Raw genomic sequence first — 17,959 nt, forward strand, 5'->3', positions numbered from 1 at the left:
TTCCCCTGTCGTTTTTGCACCGGGTCGCCACGGCCCTCAGGCATATGCTGGCCCCAAAGCGCCGGCAGACGATTCGGCGCATGAAATCCGATAAAAGGGGACTGCCTGATGAGCCCAGCCGAATTGCACGCCGACAGCATCGTTATCGACGGGCTGATCATTGCCAAATGGAACCGCGAACTGTTCGAAGACATGCGCAAGGGCGGCCTGACCGCAGCCAACTGCACCGTGTCGGTATGGGAAGGCTTCCAGGCCACCATCAACAACATCGCAGCCAGCCAGAAACTGATCCGCGAAAACAGCGACCTGGTGATCCCGGTGAAAACCACCGCCGACATCCGCCTCGCCAAGGAGCAGGGCAAGACCGGCATCATCTTCGGTTTCCAGAACGCCCATGCCTTCGAAGACCAGCTCGGCTACGTCGAGATCTTCAAGCAGCTCGGCGTCGGTGTGGTGCAGATGTGCTACAACACCCAGAACCTGGTAGGCACCGGTTGCTACGAGCGCGACGGCGGCCTGTCGGGCTTCGGTCGTGAGATCGTCGCCGAGATGAACCGTGTCGGCATCATGTGCGACCTGTCCCACGTCGGTTCCAAGACCTCCGAAGAGGTCATCCTCGAATCGAAGAAGCCGGTCTGCTATTCCCACTGCCTGCCGTCCGGCCTGAAAGAGCACCCGCGCAACAAGTCCGATGAAGAACTGAAGTTCATTGCCGACCACGGCGGTTTCGTCGGCGTGACCATGTTCGCGCCGTTCCTGGCCAAGGGCATCGATTCGACCATCGACGACTACGCCGAAGCCATCGAGTACACCATGAACATCGTCGGCGAAGACGCCATCGGCATCGGCACCGACTTCACCCAGGGTCACGACCAGGCGTTCTTCGAGATGCTGACCCACGACAAGGGCTACGCCCGCCGCCTGACCAACTTCGGCAAAATCATCAACCCCCTGGGCATCCGCACCGTGGGCGAGTTCCCGAACCTCACCGAGACGCTGCTCAAGCGTGGTCACTCCGAGCGGGTGGTACGCAAGATCATGGGTGAGAACTGGGTCAACGTCCTCAAGGACGTCTGGGGCGAATAAACGCCGCTGCTGCACCGAATCCCTTACCTGCGGCCATCCACGCCGCAGGCAATATCATGAATTTCCGGAGTCAAGTTTCAATGGCCAAAATCGCCCCCCAACTGCCTATCGAAGTCGACAGCGAAACCGGTGTCTGGACCTCCGACGCCCTGCCGATGCTCTACGTGCCGCGTCACTTCTTCGTCAACAATCACATGGGCATCGAAGAAGTCCTGGGCGCCGACGCCTACGCCGAGATTCTCTACAAGGCCGGCTACAAATCCGCCTGGCACTGGTGTGAAAAAGAAGCCGAATGCCATGGCCTGGAAGGCGTCGCGGTGTTCGAACACTACATGAAGCGCCTGTCCCAGCGCGGCTGGGGCCTGTTCAAGATCCAGGACATCGACCTGGACAAAGGCACCGCCAGCGTCAAGCTCGAACACTCGGCGTTCGTCTATGTGTACGGCAAGGTCGGGCGCAAGGTCGACTACATGTTCACCGGCTGGTTCGCCGGTGCCATGGACCAGATCCTCGCCGCTCGCGGCAGCAAGATCCGCACCGTGGCCGAGCAGGTCTACGGCGGTTCCGAAGAAGGCCACGACGACGGCCTGTTCATCGTCAAGCCGTTGTAAGTCGAGGATCGCGCCATGGCTTTTGAAGCAATGTTCCAGCCGATCCAGATCGGCAAGCTGACCATCCGCAACCGCGTGCTCAGCACCGCGCACGCCGAGGTCTATGCCACCGACGGCGGCATGACCACCGACCGGTACGTGAAGTATTACGAAGAGAAGGCCAAGGGCGGCATCGGCCTGGCGATCTGCGGTGGCTCGTCCGTGGTCGCCATCGACAGCCCGCAGGAGTGGTGGAGTTCGGTGAACCTGTCCACCGACCGCATCATCCCGCACTTCCAGAACCTGGCCGACGCCATGCACAAGCATGGCGCCAAGATTATGATCCAGATTACCCACATGGGCCGTCGCTCGCGTTGGGACGGTTTCAATTGGCCGACCCTGATGTCGCCGTCCGGTGTGCGTGAGCCGGTGCACCGCGCCACCTGCAAGACCATCGAGCCGGAAGAAATCTGGCGGGTGATCGGCAACTACGCCCAGGCGGCGCGCCGGGCCAAGGCCGGTGGCCTGGACGGTGTCGAACTGTCTGCCGTGCACCAGCACATGATCGACCAGTTCTGGAGCCCGCGGGTCAACAAGCGTACCGACGAATGGGGCGGCACTTTTGAAGGCCGCATGAAGTTCGGCCTGGAAGTGCTGAAAGCCGTACGCGCCGAGGTGGGTGACGACTTCTGCGTGGGCATGCGCATCTGCGGTGACGAATTCCACCCGGACGGCTTGTCCCACGAGGACATGAAGCAGATCGCCAAGTACTACGACGACACCGGCATGCTGGATTTCATCGGCGTGGTGGGTTCGGGTTGCGACACCCATAACACCCTGGCCAACGTCATCCCGAACATGAGCTATCCACCGGAGCCGTTCCTGCACCTGGCCGCCGGCATCAAGGAAGTGGTCAAGGTCCCGGTGCTGCATGCGCAGAACATCAAGGACCCGAACCAGGCCACGCGGATCCTGGAGGGCGGTTACGTCGACATGGTCGGCATGACCCGCGCCCACATCGCCGACCCGCACCTGATCGCCAAGATCAAGATGGGCCAGATCGACCAGATCAAGCAGTGCGTCGGTGCCAACTACTGCATCGACCGCCAGTACCAGGGCCTGGACGTGCTGTGCATCCAGAACGCCGCGACGTCCCGTGAATACATGGGCGTGCCGCACATCATCGAGAAGTCCACCGGGCCGAAACGCAAGGTGGTGGTCGTGGGTGCCGGCCCAGCGGGGATGGAAGCGGCGCGCGTGGCCGCCGAACGTGGGCACGACGTAACCCTGTTCGAGAAAAAAGAATTCATCGGCGGGCAGATCACCACCGCCTCGAAAGCCCCGCAACGGGACCAGATCGCCGGTATCACCCGCTGGTTCCAACTGGAGCTGGCGCGGTTGAAAGTCGACCTGCGCCTGGGCGTGGCGGCGGATGCGGCAACCATCATGGACTTGCGTCCGGACGTGGTGGTGCTGGCCGTCGGCGGCCATCCGTACCTGGAGCAGAACGAGCACTGGGGCGCCGCCGAAGGGCTGGTGGTCAGCAGCTGGGACGTGCTCGACGGCAAGGTTGCACCGGGCAAGAACGTGCTGGTCTACGACACCATTTGCGAGTTCACCGGCATGTCGGTGGCCGATTTCCTCGCCGACAAGGGCAGCCAGGTCGAGATCGTCACCGACGACATCAAGCCGGGCGTGGCCATTGGCGGGACGTCGTTCCCCACCTACTACCGCAGCATGTACCCCAAGGAAGTGATCATGACCGGGGACATGATGCTGGAGAAGGTCTACCGCGAAGGCGACAAGCTGGTGGCGGTGCTGGAGAACGAATACACCGGTGCCAAGGAAGAGCGCGTGGTGGACCAGGTGGTGGTGGAAAACGGCGTGCGGCCGGACGAAGAAATCTACTACGCGCTCAAGGAAGGTTCGCGCAACAAGGGCCAGATCGACGTCGAAGCCCTGTTCGCGATCAAGCCCCAGCCATGCCTGGAACAAAGTGGCGACGGCTACCTGCTGTTCCGCATCGGCGACTGCGTGGCCCAGCGTAACACCCATGCGGCCATCTACGACGCCCTGCGGTTGTGCAAGGATTTCTAGGTCGTTGAACTGATCGTTCCCACGCTCTGCGTGGGAATGCAGCCCGGGACGCTCTGCGTCCCCAAAGCGGACGCGGAGCGTCCATTGAGGCATTCCCACGCAGAGCGTGAGGAACGATCAGTGGCGTTTCTCCAGATGTATTGGTGGGAGCTTCACCATGTTGAACACCCTTCTTCCTATCCTGCTGTTCGCCGCTTTGGGCCTTGCGGTCCTCGGCGCCTTGCGGCGGGTGAACATGTGGCGCCGGGGGCGACCGTCCAAGGTCGACCTGATCGGCGGCCTTTTCGCCATGCCCAAGCGCTACATGGTGGATTTGCACCATGTAGTGGCGCGGGACAAATACATTGCCAACACCCACGTGGCCACGGCCGGTGGTGCGGTGGCGTCGGTGGTGCTGGCGATACTGGTCCATGGTTTCGGCCTGCATAACCGCTTCCTCGGCTACGCCTTGCTGTTGATGACAGCCGTCATGTTTGTCGGTGCGATCTTCGTTTACCTGCGTCGGCGCAATCCGCCGGCCCGTTTGTCCAAGGGCCCGTGGATGCGTCTGCCGAAAAGCCTGCTGGCGTTTTCGGCGTCGTTCTTCCTGGTGACCCTGCCGGTGGCGGGTATCCTGCCGGAGAATTTCGGCGGTTGGCTGGTGGCGGCGGTCCTGGGTGTCTGTGTGCTGTGGGGCGTCTCGGAGCTGTTCTTCGGCATGACCTGGGGCGGACCGATGAAGCACGCCTTCGCCGGCGCCTTGCACCTGGCCTGGCACCGCCGCGCCGAGCGCTTTGGCGGCGGTCGTTCCACCGGGCTCAAGCCGTTGGACCTGAACGACCCAGCGGCACCGCTGGGCGTGGAGAAACCCAAGGATTTCACCTGGAACCAACTGCTCGGCTTCGACGCCTGCGTGCAGTGTGGCAAGTGTGAAGCGGCCTGCCCGGCGTTTGCCGCAGGCCAGCCGCTGAACCCGAAAAAACTCATCCAGGACATGGTCGTCGGCCTGGCCGGCGGCACCGATGCGAAATTCGCTGGCAGCCCATACCCCGGCAAACCCGTGGGCGAACACGGCGGCAATCCTCATCAGCCGATCGTCAATGGCCTGGTGGACGCCGAGACCCTGTGGTCCTGCACCACCTGCCGGGCGTGCGTCGAGGAATGCCCGATGATGATCGAGCACGTCGATGCGATCGTCGACATGCGTCGCCACCTGACCCTGGAAAAAGGCGCCACGCCAAACAAAGGTGCCGAAGTCCTGGAAAACCTCATCGCCACCGACAACCCTGGCGGCTTTGCCCCGGGTGGTCGGATGAACTGGGCGGCGGATTTGAACCTGAACCTGCTCAGCGAGAAGAAATCCACCGACGTGCTGTTCTGGGTCGGCGACGGCGCCTTCGACATGCGCAACCAGCGCACCCTGCGGGCCTTCGTCAAAGTGCTCAAGGCGGCGAAGATCGACTTCGCCGTGCTCGGCCTCGAAGAACGCGACAGCGGCGACGTGGCCCGGCGCCTGGGTGATGAGGCGACGTTCCAGCTGTTGGCCAAACGCAACATCCAGACCCTGGCCAAATACAGCTTCAACCGCATCGTCACCTGTGACCCCCACAGTTTCCACGTACTGAAAAACGAATACGGCGCCTTCGATGGCAACTACCTGGTGCAGCACCACAGCACCTATATGGCGGAAATCATCGACGCCGGTGCCCTGAACCTCGGCCAGCACAAGGGCGACAGCGTGACGTATCACGACCCGTGCTACCTGGGCCGCTACAACGGCGAATACGAGGCGCCGCGCCAGGTGCTGCGCGCGCTGGGTATCGAGGTCAAGGAGATGCAGCGTTCCGGTTTCCGTTCCCGTTGCTGCGGAGGTGGCGGCGGTGCGCCGATCACCGACATCCCGGGCAAACAGCGTATTCCCGACATGCGCATGGAAGACATCCGCGAAACCGGCGCTGAGCTGGTGGCGGTAGGTTGTCCACAGTGCACCGCGATGCTCGAAGGTGTGGTCGAGCCGCGGCCGATGATCAAGGACATCGCCGAACTGGTGGCCGACGCGTTGCTGGAAGACGCGGCCTCGAGCAAACCGGTGATCCCGGTCAAACGTGAACCCGCGGAGGTGCATTAATGAGCGACATCATCCGCCGCGACCCTCGCGCCGAGTGGATCGCCCGCAACCGCCTGCACCCGCTGCACGCGGCCATGCAACCGGTCCAGCACAGCTGGATGGGGCCCAACGGCGTCATTCGCAAGAATGTCCATGGCGTCGGTTTCATCGGCCCCAACGGCATCAAGCGCATCGACCGCAGCGGCGCCCAGCAGGGGGGCGCGAGCAAGCGCACGGCCGCCGTTGAAGTGCAACTGCCGTTGCATCAGGTGCCGCAACCGGCGTTCTACATCAGCGTGGTGCCGGACATGGTCGGGGGCCGCTTGAGTAGCCACGACCGCGACCTGCTGGGCCTGGCCCATCAGCTTGCAGGTACGGACGGTGCAGTGCTGGCGGTGGTCTTCGGCGAGCACAAGGAAAACGCCTTCGCCACGGCCGGTGTCGACCGCTTGCTGGTGCTCGATGGCGAGGAATTCAGCGGTTATGCACCGGAACAACGGGTGCAAGGCCTGCGGGCTGTGGATAACCAGTTCAGCCCACGCCATTGGCTGTTACCTGATAGCCGCACCGGTGGCGGCGAACTGGGCCGGCGCTTGGCGGCGGCCCTGGGCGAACGCCCGGCCACGCGGGTCTGGCAAGTCAAGGGTGAAGAGTGCATCGGCCGCGCCGGTGCCGGCCTGCAAGACCTGGCCCGGCCATTGGCGCGCTTGATCCTGGCAGCGGCCGAATGCGCCGAGCCGGTCAGCGAAACCCGCCACGAAGCCTTGCCGGTGGAGTTATCCACAAGCGTGGCCCGCAGCTTGTCGCGTATCGAGGATCTCGGCGCGGTGGCGGTGGACCCGGGGGCGATCCCGATGGCCGAGGCCGAATTTATTTTCTCCGGCGGTAACGGGGTCAAGGACTGGGCGCTGTTCCACCAGACCGCTGCCGCCCTGGGCGCCACCGAGGGCGCTTCGCGGGTGGCGGTGGACGATGGTTTCATGGCCCGCGACCGTCAGGTCGGCGCGTCCGGCACTTGGGTTACGGCGCGGGTCTACGTGGCCGTGGGGATTTCCGGGGCGATCCAGCACCTGCAGGGCATTGGCGCCTGCGACAAGGTGGTGGCGATCAACCTCGACCCGGGTTGCGACATGATCAAACGGGCGGACCTGTCGGTGATCGGTGACAGCGCGGCGATTCTCCAGGCCTTGATCGCGGCGGTAGAGGCTTACCGCAACGAAGCCAAGCGCGATGCGGCTTAAGAAGGATAAGTTGATGAGTACCCAAGTGATCAGCCTCGTGTCCATCGGCGCCCACCCCACTTCCGGGCGCCCCCGGCGCGCTGAACAGGACGCCCGGGCCGTGGAGCTGGGCCTGCAACTGGCCGGCAGCGACCTGCAAGTGCTGCACGCCGGCGACGTGGCGGAACCGGCCCTGCGCGCCTACTTGGGCATGGGCCTGGATGAATTGCACGTACTGGAAAACCCCGTTGGCGCCGATGCCCTGCCGGCCCTGACCGATTACCTGCGTGATGCCGGCGCCCAAGTGGTGCTCACCGGTAGCCAGGCGGAAACCGGTGAAGGCTCGGGCATGCTGCCGTTCCTGCTGGCCGAGAATCTCGGTTGGCCGTTGGTAGTGGGGCTGGCCCAGGTCGAATCCATCGACGGCGGTGTGGCCCTGGTGCTGCAAGCCTTGCCTCGCGGCCAACGGCGTCGCCTGAAAGTGCGCCTGCCGTTCCTGGCCACTGTGGATAACGCCGCGCCAAAACCTCGGCAAAGCGCCTACGGTCCGGCCCGGCGTGGGGCATTGCATGCCGAGGAGGTCGAAGTGCTCGACGACACCTTGCTGGCGGTGGCCACCCTGCAACCGGCCAAGCCACGCCCCAAACGCTTGAAAGTGATCAAGGCCAAGAGCGGCGCCGACCGCATGAAAGCCGCCACGGCCAAGGCCAGCGGCGGAGGCGGGCAAGTGCTCAAGGGCGTGAGCCCTGAGGCCGGGGCCGAGGCGATTCTCAAGCTGTTGATTGAGGAAGGGGTTGTTCGCTAAGCCCAGGAATACCTGAATCCCTTTGTGGGAGCGAGCTTGCTCGCTCCCACAAAGGGCATGTGTTTGCCCACCGTTGCTGTGGGCCTCTGTGGATAACCTGTCCGGCCCCGCCGCAAAGGCCATCCAGGCCTGAACTCAAAAAACACCCGCCTGACCTGCTGCAACATCCGGCCATAAAACCACTGGCCTGGCGAGTTGCCGCGTCCCAAGCCTGTGGGTAAAAAAGGTCGTTTCATCGCCAATGGAGTCCCCTCAATGGAAGTAGCAATTCGTCCGGCCTTGCCCACGGATACACGCGAGATCGCTCGCTTGTTCCGGATCTCCTCGGAGGGTGCATCGGATTACATCTGGAGCCAGCTGGCGGAGCCAGGCCAGGATCTCCTTGACGTGGGCGCCGCGCGTTATGCCCGGGAAGATGTCGATTTTTCCTACCAGAACTGCCTTGTCGCCGAGGCCAACGGCCAGGTCATTGGCATGATGCACGCTTATGTGACGCGTCATGATCCACAGGCGGCCCCCGTGACAGACCCTGTCCTGGCGCCCTACGCCGACATGGAAATCCCCGACACCCTCTATATCTCCAGCCTGGCCCTCCATGAGGGTTGGCGTAACAAGGGGTTGGGCGTGCGCTTTCTCGAGCGGGCGCAGCAGCGTGCCGATCAGTTGGAGCTCAAGGGCCTGAGCTTGATCGACTATGCCGCGAACACCGGCGCCCGGCGCTTTTACGAGCGCCATGGCTTCAGCATCGTCAAGACCTGTCAGGTTGTCCCGCACCCGATGATTCAGGTAACGGGCGCCGCCTACCTCATGCATCGGCCTTGACCGGCACGGCGGCCTCACCTGAACCCCTGTGGGAGCGAGCTTGCTCGCGATAGCGGTAGATCAGTGGGATCGATGTTGACTGACGCACCGCCATCGCGAGCAAGCTCGCTCCCACCGGGCATGTGTTTACCCACAATCGCTGTGCGCGCCTCTGTGGATAACCTGTTCGCCCCTTGCGGTACACCACGCCAATCGGGCCCTCCAGGGCAGTGCTCAAAAAACAGGCAGACTAACCTACGGTTTTTCATGGGTTTTCTTTGTGAATAAGCATGGGCGCTCACCGATACTTGCCCCCAATCTCTGTTGGCGCTTCTGTGGATAAGATGTTCGCTGTCCTCTGCAAGCCAAGCGGGGCGCGGTCTCCGGTGGATTGATCAGAAAATGAACAAACTGCTGTTTCCATCCAGAAAATCCCTGTAAACCCGTGATTTACGAAGCGTTAGGGCGGTTTTCCACAGAATCGTCAAAATTACCCCCAAACACTGTTGGCGCTTCTGTGGATAAGGTGTTCGTTGTCCTCCACACGCCAGTCCAGGCAGGGCTTTCAAGCCGTTGATCAATATTTGACCTGTGGCGTCTAAAAACTGTCATTGTTCATAAGTCACGGTTTTTCTTCGCTTTATCCTCAGAAAAATTCCGTTCGTGGCGCACTTGTCCCCATTTGCTGTGGGTGGTCGTGTGGATAAGTTGTTTGCGAAAGGCTGCAAGCCACGGCAGGTATAGACGAAAACGCGATAGATCAAATTTCATACAGTTCTAGGGAACTGCCTTGACGAGGGTCTGCCACCTGTCTTCACTCATGGCACAAGGACACAGCGCGATTTTATCCACATCAGGTTCAGGGAGAACGCATGATGGATAGCCAAACCCCTCGCTCGTATTCATTTTCTCCTGCGACGTGCGTCCCGACGCGTCCCACCTCGTTGCCCAAACGGCCCGCTCGCCGTGCCGTCAATCTGCGTGCGCGGCTATAGCGCCCCGGCAGGTTCCCGCGTTTCCCCGTAACACCGCTGACTGCCGCTCGAACCCGTACGGGATAGTGGCCAGGCGTTCGTGCGCCTGTCGATTTGCAGGCAACCGCAGAGTTGCCCCTTCTGCCTTGAGGACTTGAACATGACACGGATCTCGACCCCCATCAGTGATATCCAGGAGCACTACGACGTCATCGTCATCGGTTCCGGCTACGGTGGCGGCATTGCTGCCTCGCGCCTGTCCCGGGCCGGGCGCAAGGTGTGCCTGCTGGAGCGTGGCCGGGAGATCCAGCCCGGCGAATACCCCAACACCCTGCTCGCGGCCACCGAAGAACTGCAGGTCCATGACCCGGACGGGCATATCGGTTCGCGCACCGGGCTGTTCGACCTGCACGTCAACGCCCAGCAGAACGTGGTGGTCGGTTGCGGCCTGGGTGGCACATCGCTGATCAATGCCAACGTTGCGCTGGAGCCGGAGCCTGGCGTGTTCGACGACCCGCGCTGGCCGCTGGCGGTGCGTGAACACCGCGACACGCTGCTCAAGGACGGCTACGCCCGGGCCCGGGAGATGCTCAAACCCAACGCCTATCCGGCGTCGGAGCCAAACCTGCCCAAGCTCGACGCCCACAAGAAGTCCGCCGATTACCTCAAGCAAGGCGCGCATTTCTACAAGCCGCCGATCAATGTGACCTTCGACAAGCTGCCCAACAACCTCAACCACGTCGGTGTCGAACAACTGCCGTGCAATGGTTGTGGCGATTGCGTTTCGGGCTGTAACAACAAGGCCAAGAACACCACGCTGATGAACTACCTGCCGGATGCCTGGAACCACGGCGCGGAGATTTTCTGCCAGGCCGAGGTGCGGCACCTGGAGCGCGACGGCGATGGCTGGATCGTGCACTTCCAGTACCTGGACAGCGGTCGCGAGATGTTCTCGGCGCCGACCCTGTTCGTGCGTGCCGACATCGTGGTGGTGTCCGCCGGCACCCTGGGCTCCACCGAGATCATGTTGCGTTCCCGTGACAAAGGCCTGGCGATGTCCGACCAACTGGGCGAGCACATGAGCGGCAACGGCGACATCCTCGGCTTCGGCCACAATTGTGACCAGGTCATCAACGGCATCGGTTTCGGTGCCCATTCGGCCAAGGAACTGGAACCGGTGGGGCCGTGCATCACCTCGGTCATCGACATGCGCACCGAGGGTGACTGGCGCAGCCGCATGGTCATCGAGGAAGGTTCGATTCCCGGCGCCCTCGGTCGGGCCATGGTGCCGAGCATGGCGGCGTTTGCCGAAATGATCGGCGTGCCCACCGACACCGGTTTCGGCGCGAGCCTCAAGTACAAGGGGCGCGAAGCCGAGAGCTTTTTGCGCGGTCCCTACTACGGTGCGCTGCATAACATGCAGACCTACCTGATCATGAGCCATGACAACGCCAAGGGTCGTATGCTGCTCGACAACAAGGACCAGTTACGTATCGACTGGCCCGGCGTCGGCGAACAGGAGAACGTCACCCTCGGCAACGAGCGGCTGCACCAGAGCACCAAGGCGCTGGGCGGGATCTGGGTCGAGAACCCGATCTGGACCAAGCTGCTCAAGCACAGCATCGTCTCGGTCCATCCTCTGGGCGGTTGCGTGATGGGCGAGGATGCGACCCAAGGCGTGGTCAACCACAAGGGCCAGGTGTTCAGTGGCGCCAGTGGCACCGATGTCTACCCGGGCCTGTACGTGACCGACGGTGCGGTGATCCCCACGTCCCTGGCGGTCAACCCGCTGCTGACCATCTCGGCCGTGAGCGAGCGCAACATGGGGTTGCTGGCAGCCGACCGCGGCTGGACCATCGACTACACGCTGCCCTCGGCCCCGCGCAAGCCGGTGGCGGCGCCGACCCTCGGCGTGCAGTTCACCGAAACCATGAAGGGCTACTTTTCCACAGCCTTCATCCAGCCCCAGGGCACCGATCTGAGCCTGTACGAAGCAGCGGCCAAGCGGGGCAAAGCCGACAACTCGCCGATCGAATTCACCCTGACCATCACCGCCGCCGACCTCAACCGCATGATCAAGGAACCGGAACACGCCGCGACCCTGGTGGGCACTCTCGACGCACCGTCGCTTTCGTCGCAGCCGCTGGTCGCCAGCAATGGGGTATTCAACCTGTTTGAGCAGTATCAGGGGCAGGTTGGCGTGCGGCACATGAACTACGACATGAAGCTGACCGCCGAAGACGGCAACGACTATTACTTCAGCGCCTTCAAGACCGTGCCCGAGGACAACGGTGTGCTGAACATCTGGCATGACACCAGTACGCTCTATGTCACGCTCTATCGCGGGCCGGACAAGACCGGCGCGGTGATCGGTTCGGGGGTGATGCACATTCTGCCGACCGACTTCGCCAAGCAAATGACCACCATGAAAGTGCTCAATGCTCGCAATGAACGTGAGCGCGTGGAGGCGCTGGCGCGGTTCGGCAAGTTCTTTGCCGGCATCTTGTGGGAGAGCTACGGCGGTGTCTTCGCCGGCGACGTCTACTTCAACCCGGACGCGCCGCCCCGGTTGAAACGGCCGTTGGATGCGCCGCCACCGGTGGTGCATTTCTTCCAGACCGAAGACAACGTCGAGCTGCGCCTGACCCGTTACCAGGCCGGCACCAAAGGCCCGGTGATGTTGGTTCATGGCCTGGGCGTGGGCTCGAATATTTTCTCCACTGACACCATTCACACCAACCTGCTGGAATACCTCTGCAAGCACGAATACGACGTCTGGCTGTTGGATTTGCGGGTGAGTATCCTGCTACCGGCCAGCAAGCACGAATGGAACGGCGACCAAGTGGCCCAGTACGATTTCAAGGCCGCCATCGAGCAGATCCAACAAGCGACCCTGGCCCGTGACGTGCAGTGCGTGGTGCATTGCTACGGCGCGACGACGTTCTTCATGTCGATGCTGGCGGGTTTGCAGGGGGTGCGTTCGGTGGTCTGCTCGCAGATCGCCGCCGACACGGTGGTGGCCACCGCCACCGGTCTGAAAGCCGGTTTGCATTTGCCGGGGATGCTCGATGCCATCGGCATCAAGTCCCTCACGGCTTACGCCGACACCAAGGAAAGCTGGTTCAACAAACTCTACGACAAGGCCCTTAACGGCTATGCCCGGATCGAGGCCCAGGGCTATTGCACCAACCCGGTCTGCCATCGCATCACGTTCATGTATGCGTCGCTGTACCGCCACGACACCCTCAACGAAACCCTGCACGACAACCTGCATGAGTTGTTCGGCGAGTCGAACATCCAGACCTTCGAGCACCTGGCGTTGATCGTGCGCAAGGGGCACCTGGTGGATTTCAAGGGCAACGACGTCTACATGCCGCATTTCGATCGGTTGAAATTGCCGATCTGCTTCATCAGCGGCGCCGATAACCAGTGCTACCTGCCGCAGAGCACCCTCAAGACCTATGAGCGACTGTGCGATATGCACGGCCCGCAATTGTTCAGTCGCCACGAAGTGCCGGGCTACGGCCATATCGACTGCATGTTCGGCAAGGATGCGGTGGTGGATGTGTATCCGATCATTCTTGAGCACTTGGAGAAGACCGCCCTCGGCTAGCTGATCGTTCCCACGCTCCGCGTGGGAATGCCGCCATGGACGCTCTGCGTCCGCTTTTGTGACGCAGAGCGTCACGGGATGCATGCCCACGCAGAGCGTGGGAACGATCTGGGGAAATGCCATGAACGCTTACATCCGCTGGTTCCAACGCATCATCTGGGTGGGCATTGTGATGAACATGGTCTTCGCGATCCCGGCGCTGTTCGCGCCGGCGTTGCTGACGTCCATGCTCGGCTTGCCGCCCGTGTTGTCCGATCCTTGGCTGGAAAACACCGGCATGTTGCTGGTGGGGATCAGCTTGTTCTACATGCCCTCGGGGTTCAACGCGCCGCGTTTCGTCGTGCATTCGTGGTTGTGCGTGCTGTCGCGGTTGGTGGCGGTGGTGTTCTGGATCTACCTGATCAACACCAACAACCAGGGCCAGTTGTTCGTGCCGATGTTGATGGGCGACCTGGGCATGTTCCTGATCCTGGGCGTGCTGCTGTACTTGGGCAGCCCGCAGGTCAATCGACCACTGGCCTTGCTCTGTGCTGGTTGGCGAGAGTGGCGCGCCGGTTGGACGCGGCGCTGGCAGAGCCACGCTTTCAAGGTCGGCACGTTGGTGGTGGTATTGCTGCTGGGCTTCATCGGCTACCAGACCTGGTACCAGATGATCCGCGAAGTGCCGCAGCCAGACTTCGCCTCCGATGAAGACCATTACAAATACGCCGCCATCGGCCTGGGCATCGAGGCGCGGATTCCCTACTACCTGTTCGCCGTGCTGCCGCAGATGTGCCCGGAGAAACTGCCCAAGCCGGGCGGTTACGAGGTGTTCGGCTTCCTCTACGAAAATGGCAATGACCTGCCCATCGGCATGGCCAAGCGGCAGCTCGGCTACCCCACGGTGGAACCGAACTGCGCCCTGTGTCACACCGGTTCCTACCGGGCCAACGCCAGCGACGTCGCCGTTCCGGTCGCCAGCGCACCGGCCAACACCCTGCAACTGCAAGCCTTCCAGTGGTTTGCCTACGATTGCGCCAGCGATCCGAAATTCACCCCGGATGCGGTCATGGCGGCGATCAACGGCAAGTTCCAACTGGGCTTTTTCGAGAAGCTGTACAACCGTTACCTGATCATCCCGATGGCCAAGAGTGCGCTGCTCAAGCAGAAGCAGGCCTACGCCTGGCAGAAGCTGCGTCCGGCCCAGGGGCCAGGGCGGACCGACACCTTCAACCCGACCAAAATGGTGGTGTTCGGCTTCCCGGATGACTCCACCATCGGCACCGTGGACCTGCCGCAGGTCTGGAACCAGAAACCCCGCGAGTCCCTGTATCTGCACTGGGATGGCAATAACAACAACATCCATGAGCGCAATTACGCCGCGGCCATGGCCGTGGGCGCGACACCGGAATCGGTATTGCCGCCGAGTTTCAACCGGGTGACCAATTGGCTGTTGGGGCACAAGGCGCCCGCCTGGCCGTTCGCCCTGGACCAGGCGAAAGTCGCCCAGGGCAAACCGATCTGGGAGAAAAACTGCGCCGGTTGCCACGACTTCGGCCGCACCGACACGGGCCAGGTTACTACCAACATCGACCAGTTGGGCACTGATCCCCACCGACTCAATTCTTTCACCGAAGGGTTGGTGACGGCGTTCCACGGCTTCAAGAAACCGCCGTTCGACTTCAACGCCTACCGCAAGACCCAGAGCTACAGCAACACCCCCACCGATGGCATCTGGCTGCGCGCGCCGTACCTGCACAACGGTTCGGTGCCGACCCTGTGGGATTTGCTGCAACCGCCGCAGCAGCGTCCGCAGGTGTTCTACACCGGCTCCGACATCTACGACCAAGAGAAGGTCGGTTTCATCACCAGCGGCGCGCAGATGAAGGCGTCGGCGGATTTCAAATACGACACCCGTCTGGAAGGCAACCACAACGGCGGCCATCTGTATGGCACGCAGCTGTCGGATGTCGATAAACGGGCCCTGATCGAATTCATGAAGACCCTGTAGCCCAGGGCATTGCGAAGGAGCGTTCACATGTCATTACTGCACCATTGGGAGCATGAGTTCGACAAGGTCAAGGTCCGCCTGCACGGGTTGGTCACGCGGTTGGAAATGTCTTGGAAAAAACTCGTCAACGACCTGGAACCCGAGGAGTTCCAGGCCATCGTCAAGCTGCTGCAGCGAGGCCACGACCAGGCCCGGCATGTCATCGAGCATGGCGACCTGCCGGACGACGAACCGGCCGTGCCATGGGAGTTGTCCCACGGCTTGTCGATCCTCAAGATCGGCAACCCCACGCCGTTGCCGCAAAGCGAGGACGAGCTACCGACTCGGGTACTCAAGGACGGCACCTTGCTCGGCTGCCGCAAATGGGAACTGCTGGACCTGTTGTGGAGCGAGGCGCTGCTCAAGTGGATCGAGAACCTGCGCCACCACGCGCCGTTCGCCACCAACCCGGCGCTGGTGAAAATGGACAGCGATGTGGTGCTGGCCATCGCCGGCGACTGGGGCACCGGGCCGTTCGACAGTCACGCCCCGGCGGTGGCGGTGGCTAACCAGATGCAACTGGCCCTGGCCGATTTCACCATCCACCTGGGTGACGTGTATTACGCCGGCACCCATTCCCAGGAAGACGTCGACATGGTCGGCTGGCCCCAGGGCAAGCATGGCGCGTTCACCCTCAATTCCAACCATGAGATGTACAGCGGTGCCCACGGCTATTTCAAGGAATTGTCCAAGCGTTTCCCGGTGCAGCAAGGCACCAGTTACTTTGCCCTGTACAACGATGACTGGCTGGTGGTTGGCCTCGACAGCGCCTACGCCTCGGACGCCATGAACCTGTACATGGACGGCACCCTCAACACCCAGCAGATCGAATGGATGAAAACCCTGCCCAAGCGCAAGAAACTCATGGTGCTCAGTCATCACCAGGGTTTTGATATTTCCGGGCACCACAAGACGGCGCTTTACCAACCGGTATGCGATGCCTTGGGGCGCGAGCCGGATTATTGGTATTGGGGGCATTTGCACAACGGTATCTGCTACGCGCCCCAAGGCGGATTGCATGCGCGCTGCGTCGGGCACGGAGCGATCCCCTATGGCACCACCAGCGAATTGAACGGGCATGCCGGGGTGTTGTGGTCGGAGACTCAATTGGCGGGTGACGAGGCGTATCCGCAGCGGGTGTTGAACGGGTATGTGAAGGTGCGGCTGAAGGGGGAGGAGATTGTCGAGACGTTTTATGGGGAGGATGGCAGTGTGCGGTGGTCTTCTCACTGACGATCGTTCCCACGCTCTGCGTGGGAATGCCTCAACGGACGCTCCGCGTTCGGCTTTCGGGACGCAGAGCGTCCCGGGCTGCATTCCCACGCGGAGCGTGGGAATGATCTCCAACCGAAGCGCCTGGTTTTAGCCCTGGACCGGAACGCCCTTGAGGTATGGCGCTGGCTCGGCCCCGAGGTTGTTGAGCATGCGCTCGCTGTACCAGTCCACGAAGTTCACCACGCCAAACTCATAAGTCTTGGAGTACGGGCCTGGCTGGTAGGCGGTGGAGTTGATGCCGCGCTGGTTTTCTTCGGCCAGGCGACGGTCCTGGTCGTTGGTGGCGTCCCAGACCTGGCGCATGCGCGCCACGTCGTAGTCCACGCCTTCGACCGCGTCCTTGTGCACCAGCCACTTGGTGGTGACCATGGTTTCCTGGGCGCTGATCGGCCACACGGTGAACACGATGATGTGGTCGCCCATGCAGTGGTTCCACGAATGCGGCAGGTGCAGGATGCGCATCGAGCCCAGGTCCGGGTTCTTGATGCGGCCCATCAGCTTGGCGCAGCCTTGCTTGCCGTCCATGGTCATCGACACGGTGCCCTTGAGCAGCGGCATGCGCACGATGCGATTGCGCAGGCCGAAACTGGCGTGGGCGTAAGGGATCTTCTCGGCTTCCCACGCGGCGGCGGAGGCGGCCACGTGGTCCTTGAACGCCTGGTCGGCGCGTGGGTCGGTGACGTCGTCCCATTCCAGCAGGGTCTTGAGCAGTTCCGGGTGCGCGCCGCCGCAGTGGTAGCACTCGCGGTTGTTTTCCAGTACCAGCTTCCAGTTGGCTTTTTCCATCAAGGTGGTTTGCACCGCCACCTTGGTGTTTTCCATGTCGTAGGGTTCCATGTAATGGGCCAGGGTCGACAGGAAGTCATCGATAGCCGGCGGGTTCTCCGCCAGGCTGATGAAGATGTAGCCACCGGCGGTCTTCACGTTCACGGGTTTCAGGCCGTACTGTTTCATGTCGAAGTCGGCGCCCATTTCGGTGCCGGCGAACAGCAGGCGACCGTCCAGCTCGTAGGTCCATTGGTGGTAATGGCAAACCAGTTTGGCGACCTTGCCCTTGTCACTGGTGCACAACCGCGAACCACGGTGACGGCAGACGTTATGGAAGGCGTGCACCACACCGTCGGCGCCGCGGATCACGATGATCGGGTTCTTGCCGACTTGCAGGGTCAGGTAGTTACCCTTGGTCGGGATTTCGCAGGTCATGCCGGCGATCAACCATTCCTTCTGGAAGATTTCCTGCATGTCGATATCGAACAGGCGCTCATCGCTGTAGAACGGCTGAGGCAGCGAGAACGTGCGCTCGCGTTCCTGTAGCATCTGTGCGGTGGCCTTGCGTGCGGGTTCCAGCGGATCGCCCAGGCTCAGGGTAGTGGTGACGTCCAT

Annotated in this window: 11 protein-coding genes; 10 read left to right on the forward strand and 1 reads right to left on the reverse strand. The window is 62.1% G+C overall.

Annotated elements, in window-relative coordinates; genetic code table 11:
- The first annotated feature begins 108 nt into the window (after window positions 1-108).
- The 10 genes from BT116_RS08475 to BT116_RS08520 all read left to right on the forward strand — a co-directional run bounded on the left by BT116_RS08475 (window position 109) and on the right by BT116_RS08520 (window position 16,534).
- Window positions 109-1,086 carry a dipeptidase gene (locus tag BT116_RS08475; protein ID WP_072342246.1) on the forward strand — a complete coding sequence of 326 codons (978 nt, stop codon included), beginning with the start codon at window positions 109-111 and terminating at the stop codon, window positions 1,084-1,086.
- A gap of 80 nt (window positions 1,087-1,166) precedes the next feature.
- Window positions 1,167-1,697 carry a 4-vinyl reductase gene (locus BT116_RS08480; RefSeq protein ID WP_003177589.1) on the forward strand — a complete coding sequence of 177 codons (531 nt, stop codon included), beginning with the start codon at window positions 1,167-1,169 and terminating at the stop codon, window positions 1,695-1,697.
- A gap of 15 nt (window positions 1,698-1,712) precedes the next feature.
- Window positions 1,713-3,773 (forward strand): dimethylglycine demethylation protein DgcA, encoded by a 2,061-nt coding sequence (gene dgcA / locus BT116_RS08485; RefSeq protein ID WP_072342249.1) that lies wholly within the window; start codon window positions 1,713-1,715, stop codon window positions 3,771-3,773.
- Between the two features lie 157 nt (window positions 3,774-3,930).
- Window positions 3,931-5,880 (forward strand): dimethylglycine demethylation protein DgcB, encoded by a 1,950-nt coding sequence (gene dgcB, locus BT116_RS08490; protein ID WP_072342254.1) that lies wholly within the window; start codon window positions 3,931-3,933, stop codon window positions 5,878-5,880.
- On the forward strand, window positions 5,880-7,100 hold the full coding sequence (locus BT116_RS08495) for an electron transfer flavoprotein subunit alpha (protein WP_072342256.1): 1,221 nt from the start codon (window positions 5,880-5,882) through the stop codon (window positions 7,098-7,100). Before dgcB ends, BT116_RS08495 begins: the two co-directional genes overlap by 1 nt.
- A gap of 13 nt (window positions 7,101-7,113) precedes the next feature.
- Complete coding sequence (locus tag BT116_RS08500) at window positions 7,114-7,884, forward strand: electron transfer flavoprotein subunit beta (protein WP_063324042.1); 771 nt, start codon at window positions 7,114-7,116, stop codon at window positions 7,882-7,884.
- Between the two features lie 255 nt (window positions 7,885-8,139).
- On the forward strand, window positions 8,140-8,706 hold the full coding sequence (locus tag BT116_RS08505; RefSeq protein ID WP_072342263.1) for a GNAT family N-acetyltransferase: 567 nt from the start codon (window positions 8,140-8,142) through the stop codon (window positions 8,704-8,706).
- A gap of 1,113 nt (window positions 8,707-9,819) precedes the next feature.
- Entirely contained in the window at window positions 9,820-13,272 is a 3,453-nt protein-coding gene (locus tag BT116_RS08510) for a GMC oxidoreductase (RefSeq protein ID WP_072342266.1), read from the forward strand.
- Between the two features lie 121 nt (window positions 13,273-13,393).
- On the forward strand, window positions 13,394-15,262 hold the full coding sequence (locus tag BT116_RS08515; protein WP_072342269.1) for a c-type cytochrome: 1,869 nt from the start codon (window positions 13,394-13,396) through the stop codon (window positions 15,260-15,262).
- A 27-nt stretch (window positions 15,263-15,289) separates the two neighbouring features.
- Window positions 15,290-16,534 carry a metallophosphoesterase gene (locus BT116_RS08520; protein WP_072342273.1) on the forward strand — a complete coding sequence of 415 codons (1,245 nt, stop codon included), beginning with the start codon at window positions 15,290-15,292 and terminating at the stop codon, window positions 16,532-16,534.
- Between the two features lie 129 nt (window positions 16,535-16,663).
- Here the strand turns inward: BT116_RS08520 and gbcA are convergent, their stop codons facing one another.
- On the reverse strand, window positions 16,664-17,959 hold the full coding sequence (gene gbcA / locus BT116_RS08525; RefSeq protein ID WP_063324047.1) for a glycine-betaine demethylase subunit GbcA: 1,296 nt from the start codon (window positions 17,957-17,959) through the stop codon (window positions 16,664-16,666).

This window comes from Pseudomonas sp. NFACC16-2 (assembly GCF_900119205.1).
GTDB lineage: Bacteria > Pseudomonadota > Gammaproteobacteria > Pseudomonadales > Pseudomonadaceae > Aquipseudomonas > Aquipseudomonas fluorescens_Q.